The 26,884-nt window shown below is 67.4% G+C and carries 17 protein-coding genes and 3 rRNA genes; all 20 read left to right on the forward strand.

Translation table 11 applies throughout. From position 1 onward, the window contains the following. Positions 1-167: 167 nt before the first annotated feature. Positions 168-1,448 carry an ATP-dependent Clp protease ATP-binding subunit ClpX gene (gene clpX / locus F4562_RS25325; RefSeq protein ID WP_184540811.1) on the forward strand — a complete coding sequence of 427 codons (1,281 nt, stop codon included), beginning with the start codon at positions 168-170 and terminating at the stop codon, positions 1,446-1,448. A 196-nt stretch (positions 1,449-1,644) separates the two neighbouring features. Then, positions 1,645-4,230, forward strand: coding sequence for a valine--tRNA ligase (locus F4562_RS25330; RefSeq protein ID WP_184540810.1), 2,586 nt, complete (start codon positions 1,645-1,647; stop codon positions 4,228-4,230). A gap of 646 nt (positions 4,231-4,876) precedes the next feature. Beyond that, positions 4,877-6,400: ribosomal RNA gene (locus F4562_RS25335) — 16S ribosomal RNA — on the forward strand. Positions 6,401-6,808: 408 nt separating this feature from the next. Beyond that, positions 6,809-9,934, forward strand: a 23S ribosomal RNA gene (locus F4562_RS25340). A 75-nt stretch (positions 9,935-10,009) separates the two neighbouring features. Next, positions 10,010-10,126 (forward strand): 5S ribosomal RNA (gene rrf, locus F4562_RS25345). The 16S, 23S and 5S rRNA genes sit together here, the layout of an rRNA operon. 744 nt (positions 10,127-10,870) lie before the next feature. After that, on the forward strand, positions 10,871-12,163 hold the full coding sequence (locus tag F4562_RS25350; RefSeq protein WP_184544636.1) for a bifunctional folylpolyglutamate synthase/dihydrofolate synthase: 1,293 nt from the start codon (positions 10,871-10,873) through the stop codon (positions 12,161-12,163). A 68-nt stretch (positions 12,164-12,231) separates the two neighbouring features. Next, complete coding sequence (locus F4562_RS25355) at positions 12,232-12,465, forward strand: hypothetical protein (protein WP_184544180.1); 234 nt, start codon at positions 12,232-12,234, stop codon at positions 12,463-12,465. Then, positions 12,462-12,800, forward strand: a complete 339-nt coding sequence (locus tag F4562_RS25360; RefSeq protein ID WP_184544182.1) for a DUF4233 domain-containing protein — start codon at positions 12,462-12,464, stop codon at positions 12,798-12,800. The genes F4562_RS25355 and F4562_RS25360 overlap by 4 nt, the downstream gene beginning before the upstream one ends. A gap of 11 nt (positions 12,801-12,811) precedes the next feature. Continuing rightward, positions 12,812-14,524, forward strand: a complete 1,713-nt coding sequence (locus F4562_RS25365; protein WP_184544184.1) for a hypothetical protein — start codon at positions 12,812-12,814, stop codon at positions 14,522-14,524. A 96-nt stretch (positions 14,525-14,620) separates the two neighbouring features. Further along, positions 14,621-15,031 carry a nucleoside-diphosphate kinase gene (ndk, locus tag F4562_RS25370; protein WP_184544186.1) on the forward strand — a complete coding sequence of 137 codons (411 nt, stop codon included), beginning with the start codon at positions 14,621-14,623 and terminating at the stop codon, positions 15,029-15,031. 191 nt (positions 15,032-15,222) lie between these two features. Continuing rightward, positions 15,223-16,254, forward strand: a complete 1,032-nt coding sequence (locus tag F4562_RS25375) for a rod shape-determining protein (protein WP_184544188.1) — start codon at positions 15,223-15,225, stop codon at positions 16,252-16,254. Beyond that, positions 16,254-17,162 (forward strand): rod shape-determining protein MreC, encoded by a 909-nt coding sequence (mreC, locus tag F4562_RS25380; RefSeq protein WP_184544190.1) that lies wholly within the window; start codon positions 16,254-16,256, stop codon positions 17,160-17,162. The genes F4562_RS25375 and mreC overlap by 1 nt, the downstream gene beginning before the upstream one ends. Positions 17,163-17,165: 3 nt before the next feature. Beyond that, entirely contained in the window at positions 17,166-17,714 is a 549-nt protein-coding gene (gene mreD / locus F4562_RS25385) for a rod shape-determining protein MreD (protein WP_184544192.1), read from the forward strand. 210 nt (positions 17,715-17,924) lie between these two features. Then, the gene (mrdA, locus tag F4562_RS25390) at positions 17,925-19,988 is read left to right on the forward strand and encodes a penicillin-binding protein 2 (RefSeq protein WP_184544194.1); all 2,064 of its coding nucleotides are present in this window, start codon (positions 17,925-17,927) and stop codon (positions 19,986-19,988) included. Positions 19,989-20,043: 55 nt separating this feature from the next. Then, a complete protein-coding gene (gene rodA / locus F4562_RS25395; RefSeq protein ID WP_184544196.1) occupies positions 20,044-21,207 on the forward strand; it encodes a rod shape-determining protein RodA in 1,164 nt (387 codons plus the stop codon). Positions 21,208-21,337: 130 nt separating this feature from the next. After that, positions 21,338-21,562: a hypothetical protein gene (locus F4562_RS25400; RefSeq protein ID WP_184544198.1), complete on the forward strand. Its 225-nt coding sequence runs from the start codon at positions 21,338-21,340 to the stop codon at positions 21,560-21,562. Between the two features lie 103 nt (positions 21,563-21,665). After that, entirely contained in the window at positions 21,666-23,102 is a 1,437-nt protein-coding gene (locus F4562_RS25405) for an NsdA family TPR-like regulatory protein (RefSeq protein WP_184544200.1), read from the forward strand. 28 nt (positions 23,103-23,130) lie between these two features. Next, positions 23,131-24,033: a phosphotransferase enzyme family protein gene (locus F4562_RS25410; RefSeq protein WP_184544202.1), complete on the forward strand. Its 903-nt coding sequence runs from the start codon at positions 23,131-23,133 to the stop codon at positions 24,031-24,033. Positions 24,034-24,051: 18 nt separating this feature from the next. After that, a complete protein-coding gene (locus F4562_RS25415) occupies positions 24,052-25,962 on the forward strand; it encodes a TIGR03960 family B12-binding radical SAM protein (protein WP_184544203.1) in 1,911 nt (636 codons plus the stop codon). A 104-nt stretch (positions 25,963-26,066) separates the two neighbouring features. Beyond that, complete coding sequence (locus F4562_RS25420) at positions 26,067-26,843, forward strand: TIGR03936 family radical SAM-associated protein (RefSeq protein ID WP_184544638.1); 777 nt, start codon at positions 26,067-26,069, stop codon at positions 26,841-26,843. Positions 26,844-26,884 lie beyond the last annotated feature (41 nt).

A 26,884-nucleotide genomic window follows, 5' to 3' on the forward strand; every position in this document is an offset into this window, starting at 1 on the left:
CCCGATTGGGCACGTTCCGGTGCGACTCGCCGCTAGGGGGCTCACTGAGGGCTCAGAAGACGGTAACGTCGAAACCTAAGCGGGATGGCTTTTCGACCGGGTATCGCGTCGGTCGGAAGAAACGGACCGCGGTAGCCAGGGCGGTCCCACGCAAAGGAGTATCTGGGGTGGCACGCATCGGCGACGGGGGAGACCTGCTGAAGTGCTCTTTCTGCGGGAAGAGCCAGAAGCAAGTCAAGAAGCTCATCGCCGGACCCGGCGTATACATCTGCGATGAGTGCATCGACCTCTGCAACGAGATCATCGAGGAGGAGCTCAGCGAGTCCTCCGAGCTCAAGTGGGACAGTCTGCCCAAGCCGAGGGAGATCTACGAGTTCCTCGACGCCTACGTCATCGGTCAGGACCAGGCGAAGAAGGCTCTCTCGGTGGCGGTCTACAACCACTACAAGCGGGTGCAGTCCGGCGAGCGCGGGCGTGACGACGGCCTGGAGTTGGCCAAGTCGAACATCCTGCTCCTGGGCCCGACCGGTTCCGGCAAGACACTGCTCGCCCAGACGTTGGCGAAGATGCTGAACGTTCCGTTCGCCATCGCCGACGCCACCGCCCTGACGGAGGCGGGCTATGTGGGCGAGGACGTCGAGAACATACTGCTCAAGCTGATCCAGGCCGCCGACTACGACGTCAAGAAGGCCGAGACCGGCATCATCTACATCGACGAGGTCGACAAGATCGCTCGCAAGAGCGAGAACCCGTCGATCACCAGGGACGTCTCCGGTGAGGGCGTGCAGCAGGCCCTGCTGAAGATCCTGGAGGGCACCACCGCGAGCGTCCCGCCGCAGGGCGGACGCAAGCACCCGCACCAGGAGTTCATCCAGATCGACACCACCAACGTGCTGTTCATCTGCGGCGGCGCCTTCGCCGGTCTGGAAAAGATCATCGAGTCCCGGATCGGCCGGAAGGGCATCGGCTTCAACGCCGTCATCCGCTCCAAGGAAGACATCGACAGCGCCGACATCTTCGGCGACGTCATGCCGGAGGACCTGCTGAAGTTCGGCATGATCCCCGAGTTCGTCGGTCGTCTCCCGGTCATCACGAGCGTGCACAACCTCGACCGTGACGCGCTCATCCAGATCCTCACCGAGCCGCGCAACGCCCTCGTCAAGCAGTACCGCCGCCTGTTCGAGCTCGACAACGTCGAACTCGAGTTCACCGACGACGCCCTGGAGGCCATCGCCGACCAGGCGATCCTGCGCGGCACCGGCGCCCGCGGTCTGCGGGCGATCATGGAGGAGGTCCTCCTGTCGGTGATGTACGAGGTGCCCTCCCGGGAGGACGTGGCGCGGGTCGTCATCACCCGCGAGTCGGTGCTGGAGCACGTCAACCCGACGCTCGTGCCGCGCGACCAGCTCAACAAGCAGCAGCGTCCGCCGCGTGAGAAGTCCGCGTAACACGTAGACCGCGACGCCTTTCGTCATCGGTGCCCCCGTGAGATCCCCCACGGGGGCACCGTCGTCTCCGGACGGGCCGGACGCGGAGCCACGAGACCCGGTGGGAACCCGGCGGGCGCCTGCCGGGTTCCGCCGGCCGTCCCCGTCCACCGGGAGAAGCGGTCCATGGACGGGGAACACGTGGACATCCCTAGACTTGGACACCGTGACGACGCCAGAGCTGCCTACCCAGTACACCCCCGCCGACGTGGAGACCCGGAGCTACCAGCGCTGGGTATCGCAGGGATACTTCGCTGCGGATCCCAGCAGCGAGCGCGAGCCCTACAGCATCGTCCTGCCTCCGCCCAACGTCACCGGTGTGCTGCACATCGGCCACGCCCTCGATCACTCGATCCAGGACGCGCTTACCCGCCGAGCCCGCATGCGCGGGCAGGAGACGCTCTGGCTGCCCGGCATGGACCACGCGGGCATCGCCACTCAGAACGTCGTCGAACGTGAGATCGCCAAGGACGGTCTGTCCCGGCACGATCTCGGCCGCGAGGCGTTCGTCGAGCGCGTGTGGCAGTGGAAGGAGGAGTCCGGGGGGCGGATCCTCGGCCAGATGAAGAAGCTCGGTGACGGTGTCGACTGGTCGCGTGAGCGCTTCACCATGGACCCCGGGCTCTCCCGCGCCGTTCAGACGATCTTCAAGAAGCTCTTCGACGACGGGCTCATCTACCGCGCCGAGCGCATCATCAACTGGTGCCCGCGCTGCCTGACCGCGCTGTCGGACATCGAGGTGGAGCACAGTGAGGACGAGGGCGAACTCGTCTCGATCCGCTACGGTGACGGAGACGACTCCATCGTGGTCGCCACGACGCGGGCGGAGACGATGCTCGGTGACACCGCCGTGGCCGTGCATCCCTCCGACGAGCGCTACCGGCACCTGATCGGCCGTGAGGTCGAGCTTCCGCTCACCGGTCGGCGCATCCCGATCGTGGCCGACGAGCACGTCGACCCCGCCTTCGGCACCGGAGCGGTCAAGGTCACCCCGGCGCACGACCCGAACGACTTCGAGATCGGATGCCGTCACTCACTGCCGTCCATGACGATCATGGACGAGCGCGGGGTGGTCACCGCGCACGGCCCGTTCCAGGGCCTCGACCGGTTCGAGGCCCGGCCGGCAGTGGTGGCCGCGCTGCGTGCGGAGGGCCGGATCGTCGCCGAGAAGCGGCCGTACCTCCACTCCGTCGGGCACTGCTCGCGCTGCAAGACCGTGGTCGAGCCACGACTCTCCCTCCAGTGGTTCGTCAACGTCTCGCCGCTGGCGAAGGCCGCCGGCGACGCGGTCCGCGACGGCCGAACGAAGATCCACCCGCCGGAGCTGGCCAAGCGCTACTTCGACTGGGTCGACGACATGCACGACTGGTGCATCTCACGGCAGCTGTGGTGGGGGCACCGCATCCCGGTCTGGTACGGGCCTCAAGGGGAGGTCGTCTGCGTCGGTCCGGACGACGAGGCGCCCGAGGGTTACGTCCAGGATTCCGACGTCCTCGACACCTGGTTCTCCTCCGGGCTCTGGCCGTTCTCGACCCTCGGCTGGCCGGAGCGGACGCCGGAACTCGAGAAGTTCTACCCGACCTCCGTGTTGGTGACCGGGTACGACATCCTCTTCTTCTGGGTCGCCCGGATGATGATGTTCGGCCTCTACGCGATGGACGGCGAGCCGCCGTTCCGGACCGTGGCGCTGCACGGCATGGTGCGCGACCAGTACGGCAAGAAGATGTCGAAGTCGTTCGGCAACGTCGTCGACCCGCTCGACTGGGTCGAGCGCTTCGGCGCCGACGCCACCCGCTTCACGCTCCTGCGCGGCGCCAATCCCGGTTCCGACGTGGCGGTCAGCGAGGAGTGGGCCGGGGGGTCGCGCAACTTCTGTAACAAGATCTGGAACGCCACCCGCTTCGCCCTCATGAACGGGGCGGTCACCGGAGACCTCCCCACCGAGGAGTTGACCACCGCCGATCGGTGGATTCTCTCCCGGCTTCAGGAGGTCGTGGGCGCCGCGGACGCCGCCTTCGCGGAGTTCGAGTTCGCCAAGGTCTCCGACCTGCTCTACCACTTCGCGTGGGACGAGGTCTGCGACTGGTACGTGGAACTCGCCAAGATCCAGATCGCCGCCGGGCAGGAGCACACCCGACTGGTCCTCGGACACGTCTTCGACGCCCTGCTCCGCCTGCTCCATCCGCTGATCCCGTTCGTCACCGAGGAACTGTGGCGAGCGCTCACCGGGCGCGAGTCGATCGTGGTCGCCTCCTGGCCGACGGTGGACGAGTCGCTGCGGGATCCCTCCGCTGAGGAGGAACTCCTGGCGGTTCAAGGACTGGTCACCGAGGTGCGCCGGTTCCGTTCCGACCAGGGGCTCAAGCCCGGTCAGCGGGTCGCCGCCCGGCTGTCGCTCTCCGGAACGGCTCTTGCCGCGCACGAGGGGGCGATCCGCTCGCTGCTCCGGCTCGACGATCCGTCGGAGTCGTTCACGGCCACCGCCCGGCTCGATGTGGGCGGGATCGCCGTCGAGATCGATACCGCGGGTACCATCGACGTGGCCGCCGAGCGCAAGCGCCTGGAGAAGGATCTCGCTGCGGCGCGCAAGGAAGCGGCTCAGGTCGCCGCCAAGCTCGGCAACGAGCAGTTCATGGCGAAGGCGCCCGATGCCGTGGTCAGCAAGGTCCGGGCTCGCGCGGAGCAGGCCGAGCAGGACATCACGCGCTTGCTCGCCCAGCTGGAAGCGTTGCCCACCGGCTGATCTCCTGCCGGCTCGCGGCTCTTCCAGAGCCTGCGAGCTACGACCGCAGAGGCGGGCAGGCAGGTTGTCTCCGCCCATGGGGCCCGGAGCTCGTCGCTCCGGGCCCCATCGGTTTGGGAGGCGGTGGCAAGGGGAAGACCTAGTTCTTAACGGGAAGTTGGCCATGACAGCCCGCAGAGGCTGCTACAGTTTTCCGAGCGGGGCTGAGGTCCTGCATCCCCTCTACAACATTCGAAGTCGGGTCGATCCGTACGGATTGGACAAGGCGCGGATGTTGAAGTAAGTTAGAGGGGTTGCCCTGGGAACAGGGAAGTCGGCATCCTAGCGGATTCGGCGGGTGTGGGTCGAACGGTCGCAAACACGACAGTTTGACACGAACCCGGAGGAAACGGTAAGATGGTGACACGGAATGGAATGCCCCGGAGGATCGGTCCGCACGGACCGGGTTCCCCGGTGAACGCGTCCGTTTCTTGAGAACTCAACAGTGTGTTAAAAGCCAGTGCATGAAGCACAACCCCGTCCGACTCGCCGGTCTGTGGCCGGTGGGGGGATGGGATTCCTTTGGTTGATGTTCCCTCGTGTCCGCCGGGCCGTTTCGGTCCCGGGGGGTGACGGGGGGCTTTCAGCCGGGAGAACTCGAAGACATTGTTTGGAGAGTTTGATCCTGGCTCAGGACGAACGCTGGCGGCGTGCTTAACACATGCAAGTCGAGCGGAAAGGCCCTTCGGGGTACTCGAGCGGCGAACGGGTGAGTAACACGTGAGTAACCTGCCCCTGACTCTGGGATAAGCCCGGGAAACTGGGTCTAATACCGGATATGACACGTTCCTGCATGGGATGCGTGTGGAAAGTTGTTTCGGTTGGGGATGGACTCGCGGCCTATCAGCTTGTTGGTGGGGTAACGGCCTACCAAGGCGACGACGGGTAGCCGGCCTGAGAGGGCGACCGGCCACACTGGGACTGAGACACGGCCCAGACTCCTACGGGAGGCAGCAGTGGGGAATATTGCGCAATGGGCGGAAGCCTGACGCAGCGACGCCGCGTGGGGGATGACGGCCTTCGGGTTGTAAACCTCTTTCAGCAGGGACGAAGGTGACGTGTACCTGCAGAAGAAGCGCCGGCTAACTACGTGCCAGCAGCCGCGGTAATACGTAGGGCGCAAGCGTTGTCCGGAATTATTGGGCGTAAAGAGCTCGTAGGTGGCTTGTCGCGTCGGGTGTGAAAGCTTGGGGCTTAACTCCAGGTCTGCATTCGATACGGGCTGGCTAGAGGTAGGCAGGGGAGAACGGAATTCCTGGTGTAGCGGTGAAATGCGCAGATATCAGGAGGAACACCGGTGGCGAAGGCGGTTCTCTGGGCCTTACCTGACGCTGAGGAGCGAAAGCGTGGGGAGCGAACAGGATTAGATACCCTGGTAGTCCACGCCGTAAACGTTGGGCGCTAGGTGTGGGGGCCTTCCACGGTTTCCGCGCCGTAGCTAACGCATTAAGCGCCCCGCCTGGGGAGTACGGCCGCAAGGCTAAAACTCAAAGGAATTGACGGGGGCCCGCACAAGCGGCGGAGCATGTTGCTTAATTCGACGCAACGCGAAGAACCTTACCAAGGCTTGACATCGCCCGGAAAGCTCTGGAGACAGAGCCCTCTTCGGACTGGGTGACAGGTGGTGCATGGCTGTCGTCAGCTCGTGTCGTGAGATGTTGGGTTAAGTCCCGCAACGAGCGCAACCCTTGTTCCATGTTGCCAGCACGCTCCTTCGGGGGTGGTGGGGACTCATGGGAGACTGCCGGGGTCAACTCGGAGGAAGGTGGGGATGACGTCAAGTCATCATGCCCCTTATGTCTTGGGCTGCAAACATGCTACAATGGCCGGTACAGAGGGTTGCGATGCCGTGAGGCGGAGCGAATCCCTAAAAGCCGGTCTCAGTTCGGATTGGGGTCTGCAACTCGACCCCATGAAGTCGGAGTCGCTAGTAATCGCAGATCAGCAACGCTGCGGTGAATACGTTCCCGGGCCTTGTACACACCGCCCGTCACGTCACGAAAGTCGGCAACACCCGAAGCCCGTGGCCCAACCAGCTTGCTGGGGGGAGCGGTCGAAGGTGGGGCTGGCGATTGGGACGAAGTCGTAACAAGGTAGCCGTACCGGAAGGTGCGGCTGGATCACCTCCTTTCTAAGGAGCAGTCGGCTCGCGTGGTTCCACCTCTTGGGGTGGGGGCGCGGGTTCATGTCGTGTCTGCAGGCGCGTGTCCTGCACACGGCGCGCTCATTAGTGGAGCACTGGCTACTCAACCAGGCCGGGGTCACCGGGCCGTTAGTACCGCTTCCGGGGTTCGTCTCCGGGGGAGAGGGAACGCTGGTCTGCCGGAGGGCCGGGCTGGTTGGACACACTGTTGGGTCCTGAGGGAACGGACACTCTCAGGGGCGTGCCGGCCGGTCGTCGTGATGGCGATGCGGTGGGTGGGTCCTGGTTCGTTTGGCCTCGTGTACAGGGCTGTGTCGTCCGCTCCCGTGGTGGGGTGGGTGGGTGCGGTGGCTGTTTGTTGTTTGAGATTTGCATAGTGGACGCGAGCATCTTTGTGGCCAAGTTTTTTAGGGCACACGGTGGATGCCTTGGCATCAGGAGCCGATGAAGGACGTGGGAGGCTGCGTTAAGCCCCGGGGAGTCGCCAACCAGACGGTGATCCGGGGATGTCCGAATGGGGAAACCCAGCACCAGTCATGTGGTGTTGCCTCCGCCTGAATGTATAGGGCGGTTGGTGGTAACGCGGGGAAGTGAAACATCTCAGTACCCGTAGGAAGAGAAAACAAATAGTGATTCCGTGAGTAGTGGTGAGCGAAAGCGGAAGAGGCTAAACCGTGCACGTGTGAGAGCCGGCGGGCGTTGCGTGTGCGGGGTTGTGGGACTCTCCGACGGTCTCTGCCGGGACTGTGAGAAGTGATAAACCTCTGTGATAGTCGAAAGCTCTGGGAAGGGCTGCCGTAGACCGTGAGAGCCGGGTAGGCGAAATCGTGGGGGCTTCTGGAGGGGATCCCAAGTAGCACGGGGCCCGAGAAATCCTGTGTGAATCTGCCAGGACCACCTGGTAAGCCTAAATACTCCCTGATGACCGATAGTGCACGAGTACCGTGAGGGAAAGGTGAAAAGTGCCCCGGTGAGGGGTCGTGAAAGAGTACCTGAAACCGTGTGCCTACAAGCCGTAGGAGCGTAGTCCTCTTCGGAGGGCTGTGATGTGACTGCGTGCCTTTTGAAGAATGAGCCTGCGAGTTATGGTGTGTGGCGAGGTTAACCCGTGTGGGGGAGCCGTAGCGAAAGCGAGTCTGAAGAGGGCGTTTGAGTCGCATGCTGTAGACCCGAAGCGGAGTGATCTAGGCATGGGCAGGTTGAAGCGCGGGTAAGACCGCGTGGAGGACCGAACCCACCAGGGTTGAAAACCTGGGGGATGACCTGTGTTTAGGGGTGAAAGGCCAATCAAACTCCGTGATAGCTGGTTCTCCCCGAAATGCATTTAGGTGCAGCGTCGCGTGTTTCTTGCCGGAGGTAGAGCACTGGATGGCCGATGGGCCCGACAAGGTTACTGACGTCAGCCAAACTCCGAATGCCGGTAAGTGAGAGCGTGGCAGTGAGACTGCGGGGGATAAGCTCCGTAGTCGAGAGGGAAACAGCCCAGATCACCGACTAAGGCCCCTAAGCGTGTGCTAAGTGGGAAAGGATGTGGAGTCGCAGTGACAACCAGGAGGTTGGCTTAGAAGCAGCCACCCTTGAAAGAGTGCGTAATAGCTCACTGGTCAAGTGATTCTGCGCCGACAATGTAGCGGGGCTCAAGTACACCGCCGAAGTCGTGGCATTAGCGTATGAACTCGAGCCTTTGTGGTTGAGAGACGCTGATGGGTAGGGGAGCGTCGTGCGGCCGGCGAAGCAGCGGGGTGACCCAGTTGTGGAGGCCGTGCGAGTGAGAATGCAGGCATGAGTAGCGAATCAGAAGTGAGAAACTTCTGCGCCGGATGACCAAGGGTTCCTGGGGCAGGCTAATCCGCCCAGGGTAAGTCGGGACCTAAGGCGAGGCCGACAGGCGTAGTCGATGGACAACGGGTTGATATTCCCGTACCCGCTGTGATGCGCCCATACTGAATCCAGTGATACTAAGGGTCCTTAAGCCCTTCGGACCTTCGGGTCTGGGGTGAGGCTGAACGCCTGGCCTGATCTGGTAGTAGGTAAACGATGGGGTGACGCAGGAAGGTAGCCCAGCCCAGGCGATGGTTGTTCCTGGGGTAAGCATGTAGGGAGGACCGTAGGCAAATCCGCGGTCCGCGTATCCTGAGATGTGATGCCGAGCCGATTGTGGCGAAGTGGGTGATCCTATGCTGCCGAGAAAAGCCTCTAGTGAGTGTCGCGGCGGCCCGTACCCGAAACCGACTCAGGTGGTCAGGTAGAGAATACTAAGGCGATCGGGTGAACTGTGGTTAAGGAACTCGGCAAATTGCCCCCGTAACTTCGGGAGAAGGGGGGCCTTCGCTGGTGATGGACCGTGCGTCCGGAGCTGGTGGGGGTCGCAGAGGCCAGGGGGAAGCGACTGTTTACTAAAAACACAGGTCCGTGCGAAGTCGTAAGACGATGTATACGGACTGACGCCTGCCCGGTGCTGGAACGTTAAGGGGACCGCTTAGCCAGGCTTGCCTGGCGACGGTGAGAACTTAAGCGCCAGTAAACGGCGGTGGTAACTATAACCATCCTAAGGTAGCGAAATTCCTTGTCGGGTAAGTTCCGACCTGCACGAATGGCGTAACGACTTCCCCGCTGTCTCAACCGCAGACCCGGTGAAATTGCACTACGAGTAAAGATGCTCGTTACGCGCAGCAGGACGGAAAGACCCCGGGACCTTCACTACAGCTTGACATTGGCGTTTGGAGCGTCTTGTGTAGGATAGGTGGGAGACGGTGAAGCTCGGACGCTAGTTCGGGTGGAGTCATTGGTGAAATACCACTCTGGTCGTTTTGAACGTCTAACCTCGGTCCGTGATCCGGATCAGGGACAGTGTCTGGTGGGTAGTTTAACTGGGGCGGTTGCCTCCTAAAGGGTAACGGAGGCGCCCAAAGGTTCCCTCAGCCTGGTTGGCAATCAGGTGTCGAGTGTAAGTGCACAAGGGAGCTTGACTGTGAGACCGACGGGTCGAGCAGGAGCGAAAGCTGGGACTAGTGATCCGGCGGTGGCATGTGGAAGCGCCGTCGCTCAACGGCTAAAAGGTACCCCGGGGATAACAGGCTGATCTTCCCCAAGAGTCCATATCGACGGGATGGTTTGGCACCTCGATGTCGGCTCGTCGCATCCTGGGGCTGGAGTAGGTCCCAAGGGTTGGGCTGTTCGCCCATTAAAGCGGTACGCGAGCTGGGTTTAGAACGTCGCGAGACAGTTCGGTCCCTATCCGCTGCGCGCGCAGGAGACTTGAAAGGAGCTGTCCCTAGTACGAGAGGACCGGGACGGACGAACCTCTGGTGTGCCAGTTGTTCCGCCAGGAGCACGGCTGGTTGGCTACGTTCGGAAGGGATAACCGCTGAAAGCATCTAAGCGGGAAGCTCGCCTTGAGATGAGGTCTCCCACCCTGTGAGGGGGTAAGGCTCCCGGGAGATGACCGGGTTGATAGGCCGGAGGTGGAAGCGCAGTAATGTGTGGAGCTGACCGGTACTAATAGGCCGAGGACTTGACCATGAAGCAGTCTTGTTGTGCTCGCGTCCACTAGGCAATTCTGAGGCAGCAACCGGTGGGTTGTGTGTTTCATAGGGTTACGGCGGTTATGGCGAAGGGGAAACACCCGGTTACATTCCGAACCCGGAAGTTAAGCTCTTCAGCGCCGATGGTACTGCACCGGGGACGGTGTGGGAGAGTAGGTCGCCGCCGGACAATCGTTATGTGAGGGGGAGGGGTCCGTCCCGTGAGGGGACGGGCTCCTCCCCCTCATTTTTTTTCGTGCGCGTGTGCGTGTGCGTGTGCGTGTGCGGGGGGGCCGGCCGGGATGGTGGGGGGCTCTTCTTTTTTGGTTGTATGGGGTTCCGGGGGGTTTGCGGGCCCCCCTTTTTTTGTGTGTCAGGGGGGTCCGGGGGCGGGCCCCCCTTTTTTTGTGCGGGTGCGGGTGCGGGGCCGGTGCCCTCTTTGTGCGTGGTGCCGGCTCCGGGGGAGGGGCGGGCCTGGCGGGGTGCGGGTCTGCTGGGGGCCGGCCGGGGGCTTTGCGGGCCCCCTTCCTTTTTCGCTCTGCGGGCCCCCCCTTTTTCGTGGCAGCCCGGGGCGGGGTCTGTGCGAGCCCCTTTGGCATGGGGGGTTCGCTCGTCCGCTTTTCTATTGTCATGGGACGGATGTCATGGGACGGATCAGGGACCCAGCCCTGGCTAGTTCGTCGGAATCGACTGCGGCTTCGTCGGGGTCGACCACAGTCGGGCGGTGTCTTCGAAGGTCCGCTCGGCCACCGGATCCCGAGGCTCGAAGGTTGGCGCGGTCGTCCATTCGACGGTCGGCCAGGTCTTTCTCTGTTTCGCCTGCTTCCAGCGTCAGGAGATCTGCTTTCATCCCAGGCTTACGGGCTGGTCCGGGAGCCGCCGGGAAGGTCAGTAGGCTAAAGACGTGGACTATCGAGCGGTTGAACAGGCGATCATGCAACGCGGCGTCGAGTGGGACTTCGATCCCAGCCTCGATCGCATCGCCGCGCTTATGGACGTGCTCGGTTCTCCGCAGCGCTCCTATCCCGTGGTGCACGTCGCCGGCACCAACGGTAAGTCGAGCACGACGCGGATGATCGAGTCTCTTCTGCGGGAGCGCAACCTGCGGGTCGGCCGGTTCACCAGCCCGCACCTTGCCTCAATGCGCGAACGCATCTGCGTTGATGGCGTCCCACTCAGTGAGGAGCGCTTCGTCGAGGTCTACGAGGACGTCGCACCGTACCTGCAGATGATCGACTCCCGGGGCCGGAGGCTCTCCTTCTTCGAGACCCTCACCGCGATGGCGTTCGCCGCCTTCGCCGACGCCCCCGTGGACGTCGCGGTCGTCGAGACGGGCATGGGCGGCAGCTTCGACGCCACCAACGTCGCCGACGGCGCGGTGGCGGTCATCACTCCGATCTCCCTGGACCATGTCGACTACCTCGGTCCCGATGTCGAGACGATCGCCGGAGAGAAGGCGGGCATCATCAAACCCGGGGCGACCGCCGTGTTCGCACAGCAGGAACTTCCTGCGGCGACGGTACTGCTGCACAGGGCGAGCGAGGTCGGCGCCACCGTGGCGCGCGAGGGGCTGGAGTTCGGCGTGCTGGGCCGGGAGCTCGCCATCGGCGGCCAGATGCTCCGCCTCAAGGGGCTCAGGGCAACCTACGAGGACGTCATGCTCCCCCTGTACGGGGCCCACCAGGCGAGCAATGCCGCCTGTGCGCTGGCCGCGGTCGAGGCGCTCGGCGCCGGGGACGAACCTCTCAGCGAGGAGGTGGTGCGCCAGGCGTTCCTGCAGGTGCGCTCACCCGGCAGGCTGGAGGTGGTGCGGCGGGGGCCGACAGTGCTGGTGGACGCCGCGCACAACCCCGGGGGCGTGCAGGCGACCCTGGAAGCGGTCCGGGAGTCGTTCGACTTCGCCAACCTCATCGGAGTGGTGGCCGTCTTCGGCGACAAGGATGTCCAGAGCATCCTGGAACTGATGGAACCCATGATGGACGAGATCGTGGTGACCCGGAACTCCTCGCCGAGGTCCATGGACGTGGACGACCTCGCCGCTCTGGCTGAGGAGATCTTCGGTCCGGATCGGGTCCACCAGGTGGAACGGTTGGACAACGCCATCGACCGGGCGATCGGCATGGCCGACGCCATGGGGGAGTTCAGCGGGACCGGTGTGTTGATCACCGGATCAGTGGTGACGGCGGGGGACGCCAGGTTGCTGCTCAGAGCGGACAAGGAGCAGTGAGCGGCACGGTGAAAGCGTGCTGCCCGTGGAGAGACGACCCGCCGCCAGGAGGAGCAGTGAGAGGCTCGGTGAGCGGCACGGTGAAGGCCCGACGGAAAGCTGTGGCGACCGGTGCGGTGACAGTTCCGGTGATCGGTGTGGTCGGTGGCATGGTGACAACCCCGGCGATCGGCATGGTGACAGTTCCGGTGATCGATGTGGTGGGCGACATGGCGACAGCCCCGGTGATCGATGCGGTGAGAAGTGCAGCAGGCACGGTGAGCGCGGTGCGGAGCGGGCGACGGGGGAGGGGCGAGAGATGATCACTGTGACTCCGGGCATGCGGCGCCTGTGCGCCAGCGTGCTCGGCATGGAGGCGATAGTCGTCGGGCTGTTCACACCGGTGGCCATCAACACGCAGGGCATCGATCCGGCTGTCGCGGTCACCGTCGGCCTCGGGCTGGCGGTCTTCTGCGTGGTGGTCGTCGGGCTGCTCAAGCACCCTGTGGCGTACATCTTGGGAAGCGTGATCCAGCTCCTCGCCATCGCCTCGGGGTTCATGGTTCCGACCATGTTCTTCCTCGGATCGATCTTCGCCGCGCTGTGGATCACGGCGATATTCGTCGCTCGCCGTGTCGAGGGCGTCACTTCTCGCTAAAGTCGGCCAACATGGCCGTCCCTCCCATCCAGCCGACCCGGGCCGTGGCAGCCGGGCCCGCGGGCCTGGTCCGCGTTCTCCGAGCCGCCCCGCTGCCCGACGTCGTCCTCGGACTGCTCGTCGCGATCGCGTTGCCACTGGCGATCGTCGCCATTCCCAACACCATCTCCGTGGTGGCCGCCCTCCTGCCGCCCGGCGTCTCGCAGATCGAGATGATCCGGGCCCATGGTCTGGCGCTTCCCGTGATGGTCCTGACCGTGCCCGCCGCCGCCGTGGCGGTGCGCCGGACGAGGCCCGCGTTCCTCGTGGTCGCCGGGCTGGCCCTGATCGCGGCAGCCGACGCCGCCGGGGGGTACGCGGCCTCCACGTTCGCGGTGGGGTGCCTGCGGGCGCTGCACGGGGTGGGTGCGGGCCTGCTGGTCCCGGCCACCCTCATGATGGCCTGGGGGCGTTCTCCGGCCCTCAGAGCGGTGTGGGCGGCCACGCTGGCGGTGAGCCTGGTGGCCGCCCAGGCGCTCGCCCTGGGGCCGCTCGACGAGGTGAGCTCCTGGCGGGTCTCCCTCCAGCCGTACCCGATGCTGACCGGTGTGGCGCTCGTGCTGGCCGCGCTCCATCTCGTGTTCTGGCTGGAGAAGGGTGAGGACCCCGTCCGGGGTCCGGCGCCGGTTCCGGGGGAGCAGCGGCGTTCCCTGCTGGTGATCGTGCCCGCCGCGGGTGTCGCCGCCCTCGCGGTGGGAGGCACGTTCGACTGGTCGGCGACCCTGGTGGTCCGCGCGGCACTGGTGTCACTGCTGGCCCTGCTGGGGCTGGCCACCTTGGGCGCCCCGGGAGGAGCCGCCGGCCGCGCGTCCGCGTACGCGATGTCCGCGGTGGGGGTGGTGCTCCTGCCCACCTGTGCCCAGGTCACCTATGTCGAGCTCGGCGGGCTCGGCGGCCCCGGCCTGTCGGGGCTGTGGCCGGCTTTCGTGATCGCGGGGGTGGCGGGTCTGGTCGCCGCAGTGCTGGCCGGTCGGTTGCGTGACGCCGCCGTCCCCGGCCTCGCGGCGGGCGGTCTGGTGGCCGTGATGGCCGGCCTGTGCGCGGTCCGGTTGTTCCTGCCGACCCCCGGCGGGCCGATTCTGATCCTGCCGTTCGTGCTGCTCACCGTGGGGGCTGCGGTGGCGCTCACCGCCGCGCTGCGTCTGCACGGGGCGGTCTCGGCGCTTTTCGCCCTGTCGTTGTTCTTTCCCGCGGTGCTCGTGGGCTTCCTGCTGGGCAGCGGTGTCCAGGTCCCCCGCCTGAGGGAGGCGACGACTCCGCAGGCCCTGGTCGACGGGTTCGTGGACGCACTGCATCTGTGGGCGCTGATCGGAGGTGGCCTGGTGCTTCTGGTCATCGTGCTCGGGGCGGTCTTCGCCCGTCTCCTGCCCGGCACCTCGGCGGACACGGGCACCGAGGGCCTGCCGGGCACCTCGGACGTGCCGGGTACCCGTGAGGCGACCGGGGCGAAGGATCCGGTGCGCGGGAGGGATGCGGCCGTACCGGTCGTACCGGGTGCCGCCGCCGAGGCGACACCGCCCGGGGACGGCGGGGACACCCGCCCGCGTCCCGTGCCGGACCCGGCAGGGGAACCCGCGCGGGAGCCCGGTCCGGACCAGGAGAAGACCGCGGTCCCGCCCGTGGTGGTGCCGCCGCCCACTCCCTCACCGGAGGACGACCCGGCGAACGGCTCCACCCTTCCGTGACGTGACCTCGCCGACCATGGGGAACCTCGCGAAGGGCGGTAAACTTCGCGCGTTCACCGCAGTCCGCGACCTATCCCTGTTCAAAGGAGAACTCCAGTGTCCGAGCGCACCCTTGTCCTGATCAAGCCCGACGGCGTCGCGCGTGGTCTCATCGGTGACGTCATCGCCCGCGTCGAGCGCAAGGGCCTGAAGGTCGTGGCGTTGGAGCTGCGCACCCTGGACGTCGAGACGGCCAAGGCGCACTACGCCGAGCACTCCGAGCGGCCGTTCTTCGGGGAGCTGGTGGAGTTCATCACCTCCGGCCCGCTGGTCGCGCTGGTGCTCGAGGGCCCCCGCGCCGTCGAGGCCTTCCGCGCGCTCGCCGGTCTCACCGACCCGGTGAAGTCCGCTCCCGGCACCATCCGCGGCGACCACGCCCTGGAGATCGGCGCGAACGTCGTCCACGGCTCCGACTCCCCCGAGTCCGCCGCCAGGGAGATCAAGATCTTCTTCCCGGACCGCTTCTAAACTCCCGGATATTCCGGCTTCGCGGACCCCGTCGTCCTGTGGGACGGCGGGGTCCGGTGCGTTCCGCCTGACCCAAGATTTTGCTGGGGTAGGGCTGCTCATTGCGCTTAAGGGTGGGTGCGCCACGTTACGATTCGAGTGCGTTCCGTAGTTTTCGCCGACGACCCGACGGAAGGGGGGCAGCCTTCCTCATGGGCGGTAATCTTGCTTTTCTCGGCCGTGACATGGCAGTCGACCTCGGCACCGCGAACACGCTGGTCTATGTGAGAGGCCGCGGCATCGTGCTCAACGAGCCTTCCGTCGTTGCGATCAACACCACGACGGGGAAGATCGTGGCCGTGGGCATCGAGGCCAAACGGATGATCGGTCGCACGCCCGGCAACATCGTGGCCATCCGGCCGCTCAAGGACGGTGTGATCGCCGACTTCGACGTGACCGAGCGCATGCTGCGCTATTTCATCCAGCGGGTGCACAGACGTCGTCACTTCGCCAAGCCGCGCATCATCATCGCGGTGCCGAGCGGGATCACCGGGGTCGAGCAGCGCGCGGTCAAGGAGGCCGGCTACCAGGCGGGAGCCCGCCGGGTCTACATCATCGAGGAGCCGATGGCCGCCGCGATCGGTGCCGGTCTGCCCGTGCACGAGCCGACCGGCAACATGGTGGTCGACGTCGGCGGTGGCACCACCGAGGTCGCGATCATCTCGATGGGCGGCGTGGTCACCAGCCAGTCGATCAGGGTGGGCGGCGACGAGCTCGACCACGCGATCATCACCTTCGCCAAGAAGGAGTACTCCCTCATGCTCGGCGAACGGACCGCCGAGGAGGTCAAGATGGCGATCGGTTCCGCCTGCCTGCTGCCCGAGGAGAGTCACGCCGAGATCCGGGGTCGCGACCTGGTCAGCGGGCTGCCGAAGACGGTCGTCGTGTCCGCCGGAGAGATCCGCAAGGCCATCGAGGAGCCGCTGAACGCGATCGTCGACGCGGTCAAGACCACACTCGACAAGTGCCCGCCCGAGCTGTCCGGAGACCTGATGGACCGGGGGATCGCGCTCACCGGTGGCGGAGCGCTGCTGAAGGGGATGGACGAGCGGCTCAAGGACGAGACGGGCATGCCCATCCATCTCGTCGACAACGCGCTCGACTCCGTCGCGCTCGGCTCGGGCAAGTGCGTCGAGGACTTCGACGCTCTCCAGCAGGTTCTCGTCCCCGAACCACGTCACTGATGAAGGACACCCGCCGGTCACGGATCAACCTGGGGTTGCTGCTCGCAGCCGCGTTGATCCTGGTGACCGTCGATCATCGTGCCGGGGCCGGCTCCCCGCTGGGCCCGCTCCGGGGAGTCGGCAGCGAGCTGTTCGGGGCTGTGGAGAACGCGGGAGCCGGGATCGCCCGGCCGGTCGGCGAGTTCTTCGAGACGATGGCCGGAGCACCCGCCGCCCGGCGGCGGGTCGAGGAGTTGCGTGCCGAGAACCAGCGGCTCAAGCGTGACCTGGCGGCGCGGAACCTCGATCGCAGGCGCTCGGAGGAACTGCGCAGACTGCTGGGTACGGCGGGAGCCGGTGGATACACGGTCGTGACCGCCCAGGTGATCGCCCGGCGGGGCACGCTCGGATTCGAGGAGGCCGTCGAGCTCGACGTGGGCCGTGCCGACGGGGTGCGTCCGGAGATGACCGTGCTGAACGCCGACGGGCTGGTCGGCCGGGTGATCCAGGCGGGTTCGGAGACCTCGACCGTGCTCCTGCTCAGCGACCCCGCCTCGGCCGCCGGAGCCCGGCTGGAGAGCAGCAACGAGATCGGCGTGGTGCACGGCGTGGGGGAGAACGGTCGCCTGATCCGTTTCCGGTTGCTCGACTCGACCGCGCCGATCACCCCCGGCCACCGGATCGTGAGCTTCGGCTCCCAGCGTGGGGTTCCGTACGTGGCGGGGGTGCCGATCGGGGTGATCGAGCGGGTGGAGGCCACACCGGGGGAGCTGACCCGTATCGCCTACGCACGGCCGTACGCCGACCTCACCGCGCTCGACGTGGTCGGTGTGGTGATGCGGGCACCCCGGCGTGAGCCGCGCGGCCCGGTGATCCCCCCGGAGCCGCGAGAGCCGAAGAAACCCTCCGTGGCGCGAGAGGGGACCTGACGGATGGTACGGGGCGTGCTGTTCGTGGCGATGCTCCTGATCGTCATGGTCGTCCAGGTGACGGTCGTCAACCTGCTGCCGTTACCCGGGGAGGCCGTGCCGGATCTGGTCCTGCTCGCGGTGGTGGGTTACGCGCTGGCCCGGGGCGCCACGGCGGGGGCCGTCATGGGGTTCACCGTGGGGCTCGTCAGTGACGTGCTGCCGCCGGTGGCCCACCTGCTCGGGCAGAACGCGTTCCTGCTGTGTCTCGTCGGTTTCATCGCAGGGCGGGCGGTCGAGAAGTATCCGGGGGCCGGGCCGGTCGCGGCGTTGGGGTGCGCGGCCGCGGGCCCGGTGATCGCGGTGGCGGCCGGTGCCCTGCTCAACGATGTACGGGTCGACCTGGCCACGCTCACCACGGTGTTGCCGCAGGCGGTGTTCTACAACCTGCTGGCCGCACCGCCCGTGGTGTGGGCGGCGCGCAGGGTCGTCCGGGGGCCGGAGACGACGTGGTCGGTCCACCGGTCGTCGCGCTATCCGGCGCGGGGTCGTGTGGAGTGGGGTGCATGGTGAGGAAACCATCAGGCGCCCGGTGAGGAGACCGCCGGGTGCCTGGTGGAGAACACCGGGCCCGGTGAGGGGGGTGCCGGGCGTGTGGTGAGGGGTTCGCCCGGTGGGCGGCGGCTGTCTCACCGGGTGGGGCGGCTGGGCCGCGGGACGTGGGTGGGGGCTCCGCGGGCGTGGCGGTCAGGGGGCGGGCGTGACGCGTGAGGAGGAACGGGCATGATCCGGATGCGGGGGCGACTGGTCGTGCTGCAGGTGCTGGTCGTGTCGTTGATGACGCTGCTCGCCGCGCGGCTCTGGCAGGTGCAGGTGGTGCGCGGCGCGGAGTACGTGGCGGCCGCGACCGAGACGCGAACCCGCGATGTGGTCGTTCCGGCGGTGCGCGGGCAGATCCTCGACTCCGCCGGGCGTCCGCTGGTGCGCAACCGGACCACGTTGGTCGTCTCGGTCGACCGTACGCGCCTGAACCGGATGGAGGGCAACGGCAGGACGGTGCTCGACCGGCTGGCCAAGGTGCTCGGCCGCCGTACCGCCGAGTTGCGCGAGCGGATCAGGGCATGCGGGCCGGGTGTGGCCCGGCCGTGCTGGCCCGGTTCGCCCTACCAGCCGATCCCGATCGACGACGACGTCACCACCCGTGAGGCCCTGCAGATCCTGGAGCGCCAGGAGGAGTTCCCCGGGGTGACGGCCGAGGTCCAGGCCGTACGGGAGTATCCGGGCGACAGCGCGGGCGCGCAGGCGCTGGGTTACCTGCAACCGATCACGCAGGAGGAGCTGGAGCGGCGCGACGGCCTCCGGGCGGCGTTCTCCGGGGTGGACCTGGTCGGCCGGGACGGCCTGGAGTCGGTGTACGACGTGCCGCTGCGCGGGACACCGGGGATGCGGCGGGTGCAGGTCGACCGGCTCGGCAAGGTCATCGGGGTGGAGCGGCAGGTGCCCCCGGTTCCCGGTGACACGCTCATCACCAGCATCGACGCCAAGGTGCAGGCCGCGGCGGAGAAGGCGCTGGCCGAGGCCATGAAGAGCGCTCCCAGGGCCGACGGCGCGGCGGCGGTGGTGCTGGACGCGAGGACCAGCCGGGTCATCGCGCTGGCCAGCGCGCCGACGTATGACCCGGCGGTCTGGACCGGGGGGATCTCCGAGACGCAGTACCAGCGTCTGCTGTCCGACAAGGCGGGCAGGCCGCTGGTGTCGCGGGCCATCAAGGGGGAGTTCGCACCCGGCTCGACCTTCAAGGTGTCGTCGGTGGCGGCGATGCTGCGCGACGGGTACCCGTTGCACGGCAAGTACTCCTGCCCGGGGTCGTTCATGGTGGGCGACCGGCCGTTCAACAACTTCCGCGGCATCGGGCTGGGCACGCTCACCCTGCACACGGCGCTGGTGAAGTCCTGCGACACGATCTTCTATCGGGCGGCCTACGAGCAGTGGTTGCGCGATGGCGGGTTGCACCCCAAGGGGAGGACGAAGGAACCGATGGCGGCCATGGCGCGGGCCTTCGGGTTCGGCAGGCCGACGGGCATCGACCTGCCGGGCGAGTCTCCCGGGCGGATCCCCGACCGCGCCTGGAAGAAACAGTTGTGGTCGGTCACCAAGGACGAGAACTGCAGGCGGGCCAGGACGGGCTATCCCGAGGCGGCCAGGAGCAGCCCGAGCAGGGCCGCCTTCCTCAAGCGGCTGGCGTACGAGAACTGCCTGGAGGGCTACCAGTGGCGGCCGGGTGACGCGGCCAACTTCTCCATCGGGCAGGGGGACGTGCTGGTGACGCCGTTGCAGCTGGCGGCGGCCTACGCCGCGCTGGTCGGTGACGGCAGGCTGCGCAGCCCCCGGGTGGGGTGGGCACTGGTGCGTCCCGACGGCACCAAGGTCAAGGAGATCGAGGTACCGGTGGTGGGCAGGCTGCCGCTGTCGGCCGGTGAGCGGGCCTACATCAAGGGGGCGTTGAGCGAGGTGGCCTCCGACGGCACCGCGGCGGGTGCGTTCTCCGGGTTCCCCATGGACGAGGTCAAGATCGGCGGCAAGACCGGGACCGCCGAGGTCTACGGCAAGGCCGACACCTCGTGGTTCGCCTCGTTCGCCCCGACGGACAAGCCGCGGTTCGTGATCGTGGCCATGGTGTCCCAGGGCGGGATGGGCGGTCAGACCGCGGCTCCCGCGGTGCGGAAGATCTACGAGGCCATCTTCGGCTTCGCACCCGACGGGAAACGGACCGCCCCCCTCCTACCCGGCGGACGCCCGGCCGCCGAACCTCCGATGATCGAGCGGGACGGGACGGTGGCCCGATGACGACGGTGTGCCGTAGGGCCGCGGGCGCGTCTTCGCGGGGCCGCGGGAGAACGTCATGAGCCGGGTGGCGGCCGTGCCACCGAAGACGTCGTCCGCGGGCAGGGCGGTGACGGTGCTGTCGGCGGTCGGCCGGATGGACGGCGTCATGCTGGTCGCGGTGGCCGCGCTGGCCGTGATCGGCACCCTGCTGGTGTGGTCGTCGACGCGGACGTGGGCGGCCGGCTCGACCGGGCTGGTCAAGAAGCACATCCTCCTTCTCATGATCGGATCCATGCTGGGCGGGGTCGTGGCGATGGTGAACCATCGGGCGTTGCGGGCGTACGCGCCCGTGGTGTACGGCCTCACCCTGGTCGGCCTGCTCCTGGTGATCACGCCGCTCGGTACGACGGTGAACGGCGCCCACTCGTGGATCATGCTGGGCGGCGGCTTCGGCCTCCAGCCGTCGGAGTTCGCCAAGGTCGGCCTGGTGCTGATGCTCGCGATGCTGCTGGCCAAGCCCGCCGAGGGCACCGACCGGCCGCGCGGTGCCGACGTCGGGATCGCGCTGGTGATATCCGCCGTCACCATGGGGCTGGTGATGCTCCAGCCCGACCTGGGCACCACGATGGTCATCGGAGTGATCACGGCCGGGGCGATCGTCATCGCCGGGGTCCGCAAACGCTGGATCGCCGGCCTCTTCCTCGCCGTGGTCGGCGGCGCGGTGACGGTGTGGTTCATGGACGTGCTGGAGCCGTACCAGATCGCCCGGTTCACCGCCTTCCTGAACCCGGCGAGCGACCCGCGCGGCGTCGGTTACAACAGCACCCAGTCGCTGATCGCGATCGGGTCGGGACAGGTGTTCGGCAAGGGACTGTTCGAGGGCGGCCAGACCACCGGCCGGTTCGTGCCCGAACAGCACACCGACTTCATCTTCACGGTCGTGGGGGAGGAGTTCGGTTTCCTGGGCTCGGTCACCGTGGTGGCCCTGCTCGGCACGGTCCTGGTGCGGGGGGTGCGGATCGCCCGTGAGTGCGGTGACCGGTTCGGCACGCTGGTGGCCGGGGTCATCGTGTGCTGGCTGGCCTTCCAGACGTTCGTCAACATCGGGATGACGATCGGGATCATGCCGATCACCGGCCTTCCGCTGCCGTTCGTCTCCTACGGGGGCACGGCCACGTTCGCCCACATGATCGCCATTGGACTGCTGCAGGCCGTCCACATGCGCGAAGAGCACTTCTGAGCGGCGGTGTGGGACGCGGGTGGCGACATGAGAGCGGTCCGCATGTCACGGGCCCGGATTCTCACTGGCGTCGTGCCCGCGGAGCGAACACTCTGGGAACGAAGCCGGAACTCGCGATGACGGAGGAACCGTGATCTCTGAGCTCGCCGAGAGGCAACGCGCGCTCGAACTGCTGCGGACCGCGTTCCCCGACTACCGGATCGTGTTCAGCAAGGGCCGGTGGGCGGCGGTGTCGGCGGGCAGCCCACCGGTGGTGTGGTTCGCCAAGACGCCGAGCAGCCTGTGCGGGCAGCTCTTCCAAGCGCAGCTCCGCAACGGCGGAACGGTGGTGCCCTTCGGCGGTGGCCGTTCATGAGGCCGTCCCGCTTCGGGCCCGGCGGCGGGTTCTCACCTCCCCCCGCCCCGGGGTGGCGCACTAACGTGACGGGGTCCCCGGCCACCGGCGTTCCGGAGAGCAGATGACCCAGATCTCACGCGGGGGAGACCGCGCGACGCTCGCCTGTGCGACGATCATCCGCAACCGCACTCTGGCCGCCCTCCCGGGCCCGCCGTCCGTGGCTGTCATCCAGCAGATGGTGGACGAGATCCACGCCTGCTGCCCCCGGCAGACCCGCTTCAAGTGCTACCGGCTCGCGCACGGGTGGACGGTGGAGGAGGCCATCGAGCGCTTCCACGCCATGTGCGATCGCGAGGGCGTCAGGCGGCGCGGCCTGAGCGAGCGCTCCTGGCGGGAGTGGGAGGCGGGAGCGCGGCCCGACCGCGACTACACGGACCTGCTGTGCCGGCTCTTCCAGACCGGTCCGGTGCAGCTCGGTTTCGCCAACGACTACACCCCCGAGGAGCTGCGTGTGGTGCCGTCCGCGCCTCCCGCCCTTGACCTGATCATGGTCGCGGCCGACGAGGCGGGCGCGCACGCCGAGCAGGCGGAGGCCAGCGAGCTGGGCACGGGTGCGCTGGAGCGGCTGCGCACCCAGGTGATCTGGGTCGGCCGGCGCTATGTCTCCGAGGCGCCGCTGCCGTTGTTCGTGGAGATGCGCGAGCTGCAGGAACGCACCCGCAGGGCACTGGACAAGCGTGTCCACCCCGGTCAGGCGCGGGAGCTGTACTTCCTCAGCGGAGCCCTGTGCGGGCTGATGGCCAATGTCAGCATGGACATGGACCGCCGTGTCCCCGCCGACACGCTCGCGCGGGCCGCGTGGACGTACGGCAAGATCGCCGGGCACCCGGCGCTGATGGGGTGGGCACGCGGCATGCAGGCGTCGGTGGCGCTGTGGGACCGCCGCCACGGTGACGCGGCGCGTTACGCCGAGGAGGGCCTGACCTGCGTGCGCGAGGGGTCGGGCGCCACCCGCCTGCACATGCTCAGGGCACGTTCGTACGCGCTGCTCGGGCGGCACAGGGAGGCGTCCGAGGCGCTGCTGTGGGCGGCCGACGCGCGCTCGGCCGCGACCGACGAGCTGCACGACGAGATCGCCGGGGAGTTCGCGTTCCGTCCCGCCAAGGAGCGCTACTACGCGGCGGTCACCCACCTGCACCTGGGTGACTCCGCGTCGGCCATCGAGGCGGCGCGTGAGTCGCTCGGCCTGTACACCTCGGGGGAGCCGGAGAACCGTTCCTACGGGTGCGAGTCGATGGCCAGTGCCCACCTGACGATCGCCCACCTGATGGAGGGCGACACCTCGGGCGCCGAGGAGGCGGTGGCGCCGATCCTCGCGCTCCCGCCCGACCGGCGGATCAGCAGCCTGGGAACGACCCTCGGCACGGGTCGTGCCCTGCTCGCCGGCCGGCCGGGGGCCGAGCAGATGGCGCGGCGGATCGAGAGTTTCTGCGCGGTGGGCCTGCCACAGCAGGCCCGGCACGCGATTTCCGATGTCTCGGACAGGAGTGAACGATGACGGCTTCCGTCGTGAAAAGGAGCGGACGATGACGATCGCGGCCGAGGCGGAGGGTTCGCTTCTCGTCCGGGCGGGTGCGGCGCTCGGTGACGCGTGCCGGCGGGCCGGTCTCGACGCCACCGGTGCCACGCTGCTGCGCAGCTTCGCCAACACCGTCTACCACCTGCCGGCCGAACGGGCGGTGGTGCGGCTGGCGGAGGCGACCACCCCCGGCAGGTACGACCGCCTGGTGATCTCGGTCCGCGTCACCCAGTGGCTGGCGGAGCAGGGTTTTCCCGCGATCCGGCCGCTGCCCGTCAAGCAGCCGGTCGCCGCGGAGGGGTTCCTGGCGACGTTCTGGCGGCACGAGGAGCACATCGGGCCGCCGCCGGACCCGGCGCAGCTCGGGCCGCTGCTGCGCAGGCTGCACGACCTGCCGCCGGTGCCGTTCGAGCTGCCCACCCACGACCCGTTCGGCACGGTGCGACGGGCGATCGACGCGAGCGTCGTGCTGGACGGCGATGACCGCGCCTGGCTGCTCGGCCGCTGCGAGGCGCTGGCCGAGACGTACTACGAGCGGCTGGAGTTCGCCCTGCCGTACGGGCTCATCCACGGCGACGCCCACCGCGGCAACATGATCCGCACCCTCGGCGGCTTCGTGCTGTGCGACTGGGACGGGGTCTGCGCCGGGCCGAGGGAGATCGACCTGATTCCGACACTGCAGGGGGTCAGGTTCGGGCTCACCGAGCGCCAGCGGGCCAACTTCGTCGAGGCGTACGGCTACGACGCCACGGCGTGGGCGGGCTACCCGGTGCTGCGCGACATGCGTGAGCTGCAGACGCTCACCACCGTGCTGCGCAACGCGCACCGCGACCGCGCGGCCCGCGAGGAGCTGCGGCACCGGCTCGACTCGCTGCGAGCGGGCGACGACCGACTGTGGCACCCGTTCTAGCCGGATATTCTTGACAGCATGTCTGTCGAGTCGCTGTTTCCCCGTCTGGAAGCGCTCCTGCCCAAGGTGCAGAAGCCGATCCAGTATGTCGGGGGTGAGCTCAACTCGACCGTCAAGGACTGGGACGAGGCCACGGTCCGCTGGGCGCTGATGTATCCGGACGCCTACGAGGTGGGCCTGCCCAACCAGGGCGTCCAGATTCTCTACGAGATCCTCAACGAGCTGCCCGAGACGCTGGCCGAACGGACCTACGCGGTCTGGCCGGATCTGGAGGCGCTCATGCGGTCCGAGGGCGTGCCCCAGTTCACGGTCGACGCGCATCGCCCCGTGCGGGCGTTCGACGTCTTCGGGCTCTCCTTCTCGACCGAGCTCGGATACACCAACATGCTGACCGCGCTCGATCTGGCGGGCATCCCGCTGTTGGCGTCCGACCGCGGTGACGACGACCCGATCGTCCTGGCCGGCGGTCACGCGGCGTTCAACCCCGAGCCGATCGCGGACTTCCTCGACGCCGCCGTCCTCGGTGACGGCGAGCAGATCGCCATCGCGATCACCGAGGTCATCCGCGAGTGGAAAGGCGAGGGCTCGCCCGGCGGTCGCGACGAGCTGCTGATGCGGCTGGCCGAGTCCGGCGGGGTCTACGTGCCCAGGTTCTACGACGTCGACTACCACCCCGACGGGCGTATCCGCCGGGTGGCGCCCAACCGGTCGGGCGTGCCGTGGCGGATCCACAAGCACACGGTCATGGATCTGGACGAGTGGCCCTACCCGAAGAAGCCGCTGGTCCCGTTGGCCGAGACCGTGCACGAGCGGTTCAGCGTGGAGATCTTCCGCGGCTGCACCCGCGGCTGCCGCTTCTGCCAGGCCGGGATGATCACGCGTCCGGTCCGTGAGCGCTCGATCACCACGGTCGGCGACATGGTCGAGGCGGGCGTCAAGGCGTCCGGCTTCAACGAGGTCGGCCTGCTGTCGCTCTCGTCGGCCGACCACTCCGAGATCGGCGACATCGCCAAGGGCCTGGCCGACCGTTACGAGGGCACCAACACCTCGCTGTCGCTGCCCTCGACCCGGGTCGACGCCTTCAACATCGACCTGGCCAACGAGTTCTCCCGCAACGGCCGCCGCTCGGGTCTGACGTTCGCCCCGGAGGGCGGCTCCGAGCGGATGCGCAAGGTGATCAACAAGATGGTCACCGAGGAGGATCTCATCCGGACGGTCACCACGGCCTACACCCAGGGCTGGCGGCAGGTGAAGCTCTACTTCATGTGCGGCCTGCCCACCGAGGAGGACGCCGACGTCCTCGGCATCGCCGACCTGGCCAAGAAGGTCATCAAGGCGGGCCGTGAGGCCACCGGATCGCGCGACGTCCGCTGCACGGTCTCCATCGGCGGGTTCGTGCCCAAGCCGCACACCCCGTTCCAGTGGGCGGCCCAGGCCGACCACGAGACGGTCGACCGCAGGCTCAAGGCGTTGAAGGACGCCCTGCGCGGTGACAAGGAGTACGGCCGCGCCATCGGCCTGCGCTATCACGACGGCAAGCCTTCGATCGTGGAGGGCCTGCTCTCCCGGGGCGACCGCCGGGTCGGCGCGGTCATCCGCGCGGTGTGGGAGGACGGCGGCCGGTTCGACGGCTGGAGTGAGCACTTCTCCTACCAGCGCTGGATGGACGCCGCCGAGAAGGCGGGCGTCGACGTCGACTGGTACACCACCCGCGAGCGTGAGGAGAACGAGGTCCTGCCCTGGGACCACCTCGACGCCGGCCTCGACCGCGAGTGGCTCTGGCAGGACTGGCAGGACGCGATCAACGACGTCGAGGTCGAAGACTGCCGCTGGACCCCGTGCTACGACTGCGGTGTCTGCCCCACGATGGGCACCGAGATCCAGATCGGGCCGACGGGGAAGAAGCTGCTGCCACTGACGGTTGTCTGAGACGGGCGGTGCGTGAGCGCCGCCCGGCCGAAACGACCACCACGACTTGGAAGGACGACACCACCCTGAAACCCGTTCCCGACGGGCCGCCGCCCGCGCTCGCGGTGCAGCGTCTCCGCGTGCGCTACACCAAGCGGGGCCGCCTGCGCTTCACCAGCCACCGCGACATCTCCCGAGCCGTGGAACGCGCGCTGCGGCGAGCGGATGTCCCGGTGGCCTTCAGCGCGGGTTTCTCGCCGCACCCGAAGATCTCCTATGTGGGGGCGGCCGCCCCCACCGGAGTGGCCAGCGAGGCCGAGTACCTCGAGATCAGCGTGACGCGTGAGTGCGATCCGGAGCAGGTCCGGGCCGCGCTGGACGCCTCGCTGCCGGCCGGCCTCGACGTCGTCGACGTCGTCGAGGCGGGGGCGGGGAGTCTGGCCGACCGCCTGGAGTGCTCGGCGTGGGAACTGCGGCTGCCGGGAGCCGATCCGGCCGTCGCCGGGACGGCGGTCGAGAGGTTCCTCGCCGCCGACCACGTCGAGGTCGAGCGGCTCACGAAGAAGGGGATGCGCCGCTTCGACGCGCGTGAGGCGGTGCTGAGTCTCACGGTATTTGAGGGAACTGAGACAACCGCAGGTCAGGCGTCCAGTCAACCATGTGTCATACTTCGCATGGTTGTACGGCACGCAACGCCTGCCGTTCGACCCGACGACGTTCTTGCCGGAATGCGTCTTGTGGCTGACTTCGCGCCGCCGGTGCCCCCCGAGGTGACCAGGCTGGCGCAGGGCCCGCTCGACGCGCACACCGGCGAGCCCGCCGACCCGCTCGACCTTGACCGCGACAACACGCGCGGCGGCGAGGCGGAACCGGCGAGCAGGCACGTCGACGGCGACATATAGGACTTGGCGCCGGGCCCACGGCCTGGCGGACAGTGAGAGAC

It is taken from the genome of Streptosporangium becharense (genome assembly GCF_014204985.1).
GTDB lineage: Bacteria > Actinomycetota > Actinomycetes > Streptosporangiales > Streptosporangiaceae > Streptosporangium > Streptosporangium becharense.

Bases quoted from the DNA above. Each gene is read 5' to 3' on its own strand.
- F4562_RS25415 (WP_184544203.1), top strand. From the start codon at position 24,052: ATGTCTGTCGAGTCGCTGTTTCCCCGTCTGGAAGCGCTCCTGCCCAAG.
- rodA (WP_184544196.1), top strand. From the start codon at position 20,044: ATGAGCCGGGTGGCGGCCGTGCCACCGAAGACGTCGTCCGCGGGCAGG.
- mreD (WP_184544192.1), top strand. From the start codon at position 17,166: ATGGTACGGGGCGTGCTGTTCGTGGCGATGCTCCTGATCGTCATGGTC.
- F4562_RS25365 (WP_184544184.1), top strand. From the start codon at position 12,812: ATGGCCGTCCCTCCCATCCAGCCGACCCGGGCCGTGGCAGCCGGGCCC.
- F4562_RS25405 (WP_184544200.1), top strand. From the start codon at position 21,666: ATGACCCAGATCTCACGCGGGGGAGACCGCGCGACGCTCGCCTGTGCG.
- F4562_RS25350 (WP_184544636.1), top strand. From the start codon at position 10,871: ATGCAACGCGGCGTCGAGTGGGACTTCGATCCCAGCCTCGATCGCATC.
- mreC (WP_184544190.1), top strand. From the start codon at position 16,254: ATGAAGGACACCCGCCGGTCACGGATCAACCTGGGGTTGCTGCTCGCA.
- F4562_RS25360 (WP_184544182.1), top strand. From the start codon at position 12,462: ATGATCACTGTGACTCCGGGCATGCGGCGCCTGTGCGCCAGCGTGCTC.
- F4562_RS25410 (WP_184544202.1), top strand. From the start codon at position 23,131: ATGACGATCGCGGCCGAGGCGGAGGGTTCGCTTCTCGTCCGGGCGGGT.
- F4562_RS25375 (WP_184544188.1), top strand. From the start codon at position 15,223: ATGGGCGGTAATCTTGCTTTTCTCGGCCGTGACATGGCAGTCGACCTC.
- mrdA (WP_184544194.1), top strand. From the start codon at position 17,925: ATGATCCGGATGCGGGGGCGACTGGTCGTGCTGCAGGTGCTGGTCGTG.